This window comes from Carboxydothermus islandicus (assembly GCF_001950325.1).
Taxonomy (GTDB): domain Bacteria; phylum Bacillota; class Z-2901; order Carboxydothermales; family Carboxydothermaceae; genus Carboxydothermus; species Carboxydothermus islandicus.
This window is the reverse complement of record NZ_BDJL01000058.1, coordinates 1-6,307: the sequence shown is the minus strand read 5'-3', so window position 1 is coordinate 6,307 and position 6,307 is coordinate 1. Positions and strand designations below refer to the sequence as shown.

At 42.4% G+C, this 6,307-nt stretch carries 5 protein-coding genes and 1 rRNA gene; all 6 read right to left on the bottom strand.

Annotated features, from left to right (window positions below):
- Window positions 1-111: ribosomal RNA gene (locus ciss_RS08955) — 16S ribosomal RNA — on the bottom strand; the annotation flags it as partial.
- Window positions 112-454: 343 nt separating this feature from the next.
- Window positions 455-1,417: an ABC transporter ATP-binding protein gene (locus ciss_RS08950; protein WP_075866025.1), complete on the bottom strand. Its 963-nt coding sequence runs from the start codon at window positions 1,415-1,417 to the stop codon at window positions 455-457.
- The gene (locus ciss_RS08945) at window positions 1,418-2,422 is read right to left on the bottom strand and encodes an ABC transporter ATP-binding protein (RefSeq protein ID WP_075866024.1); all 1,005 of its coding nucleotides are present in this window, start codon (window positions 2,420-2,422) and stop codon (window positions 1,418-1,420) included. It lies immediately after the preceding gene.
- Window positions 2,423-2,433: 11 nt separating this feature from the next.
- The gene (locus ciss_RS08940) at window positions 2,434-3,348 is read right to left on the bottom strand and encodes an ABC transporter permease (protein ID WP_075866023.1); all 915 of its coding nucleotides are present in this window, start codon (window positions 3,346-3,348) and stop codon (window positions 2,434-2,436) included.
- A gap of 3 nt (window positions 3,349-3,351) precedes the next feature.
- Complete coding sequence (locus ciss_RS08935) at window positions 3,352-4,281, bottom strand: ABC transporter permease (RefSeq protein ID WP_075866022.1); 930 nt, start codon at window positions 4,279-4,281, stop codon at window positions 3,352-3,354.
- 121 nt (window positions 4,282-4,402) lie between these two features.
- Window positions 4,403-6,028: a peptide ABC transporter substrate-binding protein gene (locus tag ciss_RS08930; protein ID WP_075866021.1), complete on the bottom strand. Its 1,626-nt coding sequence runs from the start codon at window positions 6,026-6,028 to the stop codon at window positions 4,403-4,405.
- Between the last annotated feature and the right edge of the window lie 279 nt (window positions 6,029-6,307).

The following is a 6,307-nucleotide window of genomic DNA, read 5'->3' as shown; positions in this document are numbered from 1 at the left end:
CGTCCGCCGCTATCCTGGAGGTCAGCAAGCTAACCTCCAAGACCGCTCGACTTGCATGTGTTAGGCACGCCGCCAGCGTTCGTCCTGAGCCAGGATCAAACCCTCCATAAAGTCACCCCCGCAAAAAGCGAAGCTTTTTGCGGGAACCCCGAAGTACTACCCCAAAAAATCTTGCGATTTTTTGGGGACCCCGGTATCTAAACCTGTTTCGCACAGGTTAGGTCCTATAAAAGGGTCAATCCAAGCTTTTTGCTTCCGTACCCTTCCCGAGTACGGTCCGCTTGCCGTTGTTTTGTTTTCAAAGAACATACCTTGGGATTATTATCTTAACATAGCTTCATTATACTGTCAAGCTATTTATTTTTTTGTCGGCGCATCGCCGACGTTTAATAATATAGCATAACCTTTTTACCGAATCAAGACCATTTTATTAATTTTTTGTTGTAATTTTTGGTTATTTTATACCTGGTTTAAAACAGGCTGTTAAGTGTCCGGGTTCCACTTCTAGTAGTTCCGGCGTCTCCTTACGGCAACGTTCATCCGCGTACTGACACCTCGAAGCAAACCGGCAACCTTCGGGCGGATTAATTGGGCTCGGAACATCCCCCTTTAAGATAATTCTCTGACGGGTCGCTTCAATCCGCGGATCGGCAATTGGTACAGCTGAAAGTAGGGCTCGGGTATAGGGATGTAAGGGATTCTCATAAAGTCTTTTACTTTCCGTAATTTCCACTATACGGCCTAAATACATGACCGCAATTCTATCGCTTAAATACCTTACGGTGGATAAGTCATGGGAGATAAACAGGTAAGTTAAGCCAAATTGCTTTCTTAACTCTTCTAAAAGATTAATTACTTGCGCACGAATGGAAACGTCTAATGCCGAGGTCGGTTCATCTAAAACTATAAACTCCGGTTTTACCGCCAGTGCTCTGGCTATCCCAATTCTTTGCCTCTGCCCCCCGGATAATTCATGGGGAAAGCGGTTAGCATGTTCCTCATTTAAGCCTACAAGTTCTAAAAGTTCAATAACCCGGCGGTTTCTCTCCTCTCCGGTAGCCAAACGGTGAATGTCAATTGGTTCCGCAATAATTTCACCAATGGTCATCCGGGGATTTAGTGAAGCATAAGGATCCTGAAAAATCATCTGGATTTTCCGGTGCAAACCGTATCTCTCTTTTTTACTCATCCTGGCAATATCTTGACCTGAATATTCAATCGTTCCCGCGGTTGGTTGATAAAGTCCGGCTAACACCCGACCAAGAGTTGTTTTGCCACATCCCGATTCTCCAACTAACCCCACCGTTTCTCCTTTTCTTATAGCAAAATTTACCCGGTCAACCGCTTTTAATACCTGACCGTGTCCTAAATTAAAGTATTTAGAAAGATTTTTTGCCACTATGATATTTTCTGCCACTTAATCCACCGCCTTTGTTTTAAGCTTTTTAACCTCTTCGGCATTAAGCCAGCAGCTAACCCGGTGACCAGGAGTAACTTCAGTTTCCGGTGGTTCGTACATAGCACAAATTTTCATAGCATGTTCACAGCGCGGCCAGAAGGCACAACCTTTAGGTGGATTTATTAAGTCCGGTGGCCGACCGGTAATTGGTATCAAGGGTGTTGACCGATCCTGATCCAAACGCGGAACCGATTTTAAAAGTCCCCAGGTATAGGGATGTTTCGCATTATAAAATATTTCTTCGGTAGTTCCTTCTTCCACCACTTTTCCGGCATACATAACCACAACTCGCTCGGAAAACCCTGCTACAACACCTAAATCGTGGGTAATAATTATGACCGACATATGGAGCTTATTTTGCAGCTCTTTTAAAAGCTCCAAAATCTGGGCCTGAATGGTAACGTCTAAAGCGGTAGTAGGCTCGTCCGCAATTAAAAGCTGCGGATTGCAGGCAAGGGCAATGGCAATTAAAACCCTCTGACGCATCCCACCGGAAAACTCATGGGGGTATTGTTTTAATCTCTTTTCCGGCTGGTTGATTCCCACCATTTTTAATAATTCAATCATCCGGTCTCTCGCTGCTTCACCTTTTAATCCCTGGTGAACCCGAAGTACCTCACCTATTTGAGTACCAATGGTAAGAGTAGGATTCAAAGAGGTCATCGGATCCTGAAAAACCATTCCAATCTCTTTTCCCCGGATTTTTGCCATTTGTTCCTGGGTTTTGGGAACCAAGTCCTCTCCGTTAAACAGGATTTGTCCGCTGACAATTTTCCCCGGAGGTGTAGGGATTAACTTCATTATCGTGTGGGCGGTAACCGATTTTCCACATCCCGATTCCCCTACTATGGCTACAACTTCCCCTTTTTTCACACTAAAGGTTACACCGCGGACAGCCTGGACATCACCGGCAAAAGTTTTAAAGTTAACTCTTAGGTCTTTTACTTCTAAAATGTTTGCCACTTTAAAACCTCCTATCTTCTGGCCCGCGGGTCTAAGGCGTCTCTTAACCCGTCTCCCACAAAGTTAAAAGCCAGCATGGTTATACTGATGAAAAACGCCGGGAAAAATAATTGCCACGGATAAGCTGTGATAGCCTGCACCCCATCGCTGGCAAGGCTGCCCCAGCTGGCCATCGGAGCCGAAACCCCCAAGCCTAAAAAGCTAAGCCAGGCTTCAGTAAAGATAGCTTCAGGTATCATCAAGGTCATGGCAACAATAATCGGACCCATTGTATTCGGAATTATGTGCCTTACTAAAATCCTAAGGGGACTTGCCCCTAACACCTTGGCTGCCAAAACATATTCCTGTTCTTTTAATGCTAAAACCTGCCCCCTGACAAGCCGCGCCATATTTAGCCAGTAAACGGCACCAAGAGCAATAAAAATAGTCTTTAATCCCGGTTCCATAATAACCATTAAAAGAATAACCCATAAAAGAAACGGGATACTCGACAAGATTTCCACAATTCGCATCATTATTTCGTCCACAATTCCGCCAAAATAACCGGAAATGCCGCCATATAATACACCAATTATGAAAACCAAAATTGCCGTTATAATACCTACCTCCAGGGAAATCCTTGCACCATACCAAACCCTGGTAAACAAATCCCGACCCAAAGAGTCAGTCCCAAACCAGTATTGACTATTAGGAGGTTGGTTCACCATCTTGTAATTTTGTTCATCATAGGTATGCCCAGAAAGATAAGGACCAATAGCAGCCATAATAACTAAAAGAATAATCACCACTAAACCAACCATTGCCAGCTTATTTTTACGAAAATTACGGCGTACATCCTGCCAGTAAGTAGTTCTTGGCTTTCCGATAGCTTCCGCTTCAAGCCCCGATTTTTCAAGTGGCGTGAGCAGTTCTCTGGTTATTTCCACCCCTTAGCCCTCCTTCCGGGTAAGTTTAATTCTTGGGTCAATTAAGGCGTAAGAAAGGTCAACCAATAAATTCATCAACATTAAAAATGCCGCATAAAAAACGGTTAACCCTAAAATTAAGCCATAATCCCGGTTAACAATCGAAATAACAAAATCCCGTCCAATCCCTGGAATAGCAAAGATTTTTTCAACCACAAAGCTTCCGGTAAATACCCCAGCAATGAGCGGCCCGAGGTAAGTTACTACCGGTAAGATAGCATTTTTTAGAGCGTGCTTGTAAATAACTACCCGTTCGCTCATACCTTTGGCCCGGGCAGTTTTAATGTAATCCTGCTGCAGCACTTCAATCATGTTAGAACGCACGATTCTTGAGATAAACGCCGTAGGCAACGTTGCCAAAGCTATCGCCGGGAGTACTACGTGAGCCGGTGTTCCCCACATCGCTGTTGGAAATAACTTTATCTTATAGGCAAAAAAGTACATTAAAAGCGATGCCATGATAAAACTTGGTACGGAAAACCCTATGGTTGCAAAAATCGTTGCAATATAATCCTGCCATTTATTCTGGTTTAACGCCGAAATTATCCCCAGAGATATACCAAAAATTAAGGCAATCATTACCGAAACAGCACCCAGTGTAGCCGACACCGGGAAACCGTTTTTGATAAAATCGTTAACCGTTCGCCCTTCATACTTAAACGATACTCCCAAATCCCCTTTTAACAGTTGTTGTAAATACTTTACATATTGCAGCCATAAAGGATCGTTTAAATGAAACTTTTCATTTAAGTTTTTCATCACCGATTCGGGCAGCTGCTTTTCACTGGCAAAGGGCCCACCGGGCACCACGTGCATTAAAATAAAGGTAAAAGTTATTATCAAAAGCAACGCTACCAACATATACGTCAACCGTTGCAATAAAAAACGGCCCATTACCCCACCTCATTTCTTTGTTCAAAATTTACTTAAACCCTATTATAACAGGGAAAAAGGTATATGCGGAAGTTTCCGCATATACCCCCATCCCCAAAACATAATTTTGTTTAATTTAAAACTATTTTACGTAAGCCCATTTGAATTCCGCTTGTAAACCGAAGGCAGGAATAACAACATCCTGAAGCTTATCGCTCATTAATACCGGGTTGGTATAGAAGTAAATTGGCATAATCGGCATTTCATCCATTAAGATCTTTTCGGCTTCATGCATAGCTTTCATCCGTACCGCTTGATCATTGGTGGATTTTGCTTGCTTCACGAGTTCATCATACTTCTTATTGCTCCAACCGGTATCATTATTACCGCCATTGGTTACAAACATATCAATAAAGGTCATCGGGTCAAGGTAGTCTCCTACCCAGCCAGCCCGGGCAATATCGTACTGGAGCTTATCCTCCATGTCAAGATATACTTGCCATTCCTGATTCATAATCTTGACATTAACACCAAGGTTTTTCTTCCACATTTGCTGAATAGCCTCAGCAATCTTCTTGTGACCTTCAGAAGTGTTAAAGAGGATAGTTACCGTTGGGAAGCCTTTGCCGTCGGGATAACCCGCTTCGGCCAAGAGTCTTTTAGCTTCTTGGACATCTTCTTTAAAGTAAGCGTTGCCGCCATTTTCCCGGAAGTCTTTGCCATCCGCATCGGGAATACCATAGGGTACAAAGGCAAAAGCCGGTTTTTGTTCTGCTTGAGTAATAGTATCGATAATTACTTGCCGTTCAATAGCCATTGCAAATGCTTTTCTTACCCGGACATCGTTAAACGGCTTCTTGGTAGTATTAAAACGATAGAAGTAAGTTGCCAAGCTTGGATAAATTTTCAGTTTCCCTTCCTGCTTTAACCGGGGAATATCTTCGGTAGGAATATCGTCGATCATATCCACTTCGCCGTTTTCAAACATGGTTAAAGCAGTTTTTGCATCGTCAATTAAAAGGAACTGCAGTTCATCAAGTTTTACACTGGCCGCATCCCAGTAGTTGGGGTTTTTCTTGAAAACAATTTTGTCCTTGCTCTTATAGCTTTCAATGATAAAGGGACCGTTACCTACAATTTTCTTGTCCCCTTCAACTTTAAAGTCCGGGTTTGCCTCTACTGCTTCTTTCTTTAATGGATACAGGGTTTGGAATGCTGTCAAACCTAAGAACTGGGGAGCCGGTTCTTTTAATTCAACTTTTAAGGTTTTGTCATCAACTACCGTAATAGCCACGTCTTCAGCTTTACCCTTACCGCTGTTGTACTCTTCAGCACCTTTGATGTAGTACAACTGATAAGCATATTCGGAACCTGTCTTTGGATCTAAAGCCCGAAGCCACGCGTATTTAAAATCATTGGCTGTTACCGGGGTTCCATCACTCCACTTGGCATCTCTTAAATAGAAAGTATAAGTTTTGCCATCCTGGGAAATTTCCCATCTTTCCGCAATACCGGGAGCAATTTTTCCATCCTTGTCATAACGGGTTAATCCTTCAAAAATTGCATTAGCAATAGTTCCCTCCGGAAGACCGGTCATTTTAGCCGGATCTAAAGTTTCCGGATCAGCCCCTAAAACATATTTAATAACTTGCGGGGTTTTATTCTCCCCGGTTTTATTCTCCTCGGTCTTTTTAGCACAGCCGGTAAAGACCAAAGAGAAGCTCAGCACTACCGCTAAAAGTGCCAGTAAACCACTTCTTTTTCTCAATGCACACAACCTCCTTTAAATTTTTTATATTTTGCCCCCCAGGTAACAATATAATAATTCGACAGGCTTTGGTACTTTCCTGCCGAAATTTTGTGTATATAAAACATTTTATTCATAATATACTCTATATTTTCAAAATTTTCAACACTAATCTAAAAGCATGCTTTTTGCTTTGTAAGCTTTTTTTGCTTTTAAGTCATTAACCAGGCACTCTCAATAGAGTAATTTTACCGTTTTATATTGAATAATCTTTTAATGAGTATAATTTTCTCCCTAAAT

Excerpts from the sequence above, each read along its gene's own strand:
- ciss_RS08935 (WP_075866022.1), bottom strand. The coding sequence starts at position 4,281 with ATGGGCCGTTTTTTATTGCAACGGTTGACGTATATGTTGGTAGCGTTG.